Here is a 2,045-nt window from a genome sequence, read left to right on the forward strand (position 1 = left end):
CTAGGATGTTCAATCTCCGTGGTCTGCCGTCGATCATTTTCATGCAGTTTACGTGTCTGCTACTGGCCCCCTGAACGCCTGCCGTCGCTTGGCGAGCATCGAGTCACCGAGGTGCGTCTTGACCCAACGCTCGACATCGAGGGTGCGCACCGACTCCATCGCGTCGCGAATCACCGAGGTCGTCAGGTCGGTGATGAAGGCCGGAATCGCCAGCACGAGCCGCCCGACCTCCTTCAGAGGGCTGCGCGACGTGAACGTTTTGTATTTTCCAAAGACCGATTCAATGATGTCGGAGGACGCCAGCCAGGTCTGGCCAGACGGGATCTGGGCGGCTTCCTGGGCCACCTGCGCCAGGATCCGGTCGGTGAAGTCGGCGGCCCGTGGCGTGAGTGCAGCGGGCGGCGCCAGGGTGGCGCGAAGGGGTTCACAGACACCGGCGTGCAGCCCCTCGGACTTGAGGAATGCCTGAATCGCCTTGGACTGCTCCATCATCTGGGCGTAGACCACCAGGTCATCGCGGTAGGATCTCACCCAGGCAAAGCCTTGCAGAAAGCGCGCGCGTCCGGTGTCGGCGAGATCCCAGAAGGCGTCGTCAAGATCGTCCAGCGTGAGGTCGGACGCCGCTTGCAGGGTCTGGCTAAACGCCGTCTTGTCGGGATAGCGGTAGCCGATCAGGGGGCGCAGGGGCTGGACGCGGGTCGCGCCCAGGCGCCCGCGCAGGTGCTCCCAGGCGGTGACACTCAGGACGCAGGGGCGGCGAATGGCGCTGAAATCCCCCCGATCCTCGTAGGCCAGGACCTGTTGCGCCCACTCGACATGGACCTCGAAGTGCATGAAGCGCGCCTTAGTGCGTTGACGTGGTGGCAACAGAAAAGCCAGGTCAGTCTGCTGAAAAGACGCCAGCGTCGCGCGGGCGTGCGCCAGAAACCCATTCCAACGTGCGTCCGGCGTTAATTCGGCCTTGAGCCGCGTGGCGATGCGGTGGGAAATGTCATACGTCTCAACACAGGTTGGGGCATGGTCCTGCTGAAACAGGGCGATCCCCTTGTGCAGATCGCTACCATGATCGGCAACGATCTGCAGCGGGAGACCGGTCCGTTGGGCGACCTCCCACAGCCGTGCCGCGACCCACGCCCCGGTGCTGTGCTCCGTCACCGCCACGGCGAGCACCTGCATGGCGTGATGACGGGGGCTATAACCGGTCTCGACCAGCCGGCTGGCGGGGATTCCCAGGATCACGAGGCACTTCGCGACGCCCAGGGCCAGCGTGTGATCGACGACATAAATCCAATCCTCACGCCGCTCCGGTGGACGCTGGAGCACCGCCAACCCACAGCGGTAGACCCAGTTGAGCACCGTGGTATAGGCCGGTACGCCCACTGGAAACCACGGGGCGAGCAGGTGCAGGATGCGGGGCACCCCTCGACTGCCGAGCCCGGCATTCAGATACATCTGCAGCGTCAGTTGCATGACCAGGAGCGAATGATGATGACCGGCCGGGGGCAACCGGGCGAGACACTGAGCGGGCGCGTCCGGTTCATCCGCCTCGGCGCTCGGCGTGGGCTCCGCGTCTCGGCGCGCCGCCTCGGCCTCGGCCGCCAGTGCGCGCGCCTTCCACTGCGCACGGCTCGCTTCCAAATCCCGGATCTTGATCTGTGCCGCGCGCAGACGCCGCTGCTTGTCCAAGGCCTTGGCCTTCCACGCATCGCGCGAGGTCTGGAACAGTCGGGCCAATCGGGCCACCGGGCTCTTGAAGGTCTCCATCGGCACTCGCGCTCTTCAATTCAGTGCTCAGATCACCGGGGCGCGAAGTGTGCCCTGGCGCGGCGAGGCTGTCGAGACCGGCCGGCGAAACGACAGCAGGCGCATCGCCGCCCTCACCTGCAACGAAAAACCTGCATGAATCATCTGGCGCCTTTTTGCGTCAGATTGAACTCCCTAGGCGACTGCTGAAAGAGGCGATTTAAAATTTTGCGTTCATCCGAGGTGAGTTCACGACGCCGTTTGCGAAGAATCCAGTGCACGTTTTTGAGTGCTTTGTATTC

The 2,045-nt window shown here is 64.0% G+C and carries 1 protein-coding gene; it reads right to left on the minus strand.

Annotated elements, in window-relative coordinates:
- Positions 1–48 precede the first annotated feature (48 nt).
- The gene (locus QZY07_RS03705) at positions 49–1,764 is read right to left on the minus strand and encodes a hypothetical protein (protein WP_295399858.1); all 1,716 of its coding nucleotides are present in this window, start codon (positions 1,762–1,764) and stop codon (positions 49–51) included.
- Positions 1,765–2,045: the final 281 nt, after the last annotated feature.

The sequence above is a fragment of the uncultured Thiocystis sp. genome (genome assembly GCF_903866365.1).
In the GTDB taxonomy this organism is placed as follows: domain Bacteria; phylum Pseudomonadota; class Gammaproteobacteria; order Chromatiales; family Chromatiaceae; genus Chromatium.

Bases quoted from the DNA above. Each gene is read 5' to 3' on its own strand.
- QZY07_RS03705 (WP_295399858.1), bottom strand. From the start codon at position 1,764: ATGGAGACCTTCAAGAGCCCGGTGGCCCGATTGGCCCGACTGTTCCAG.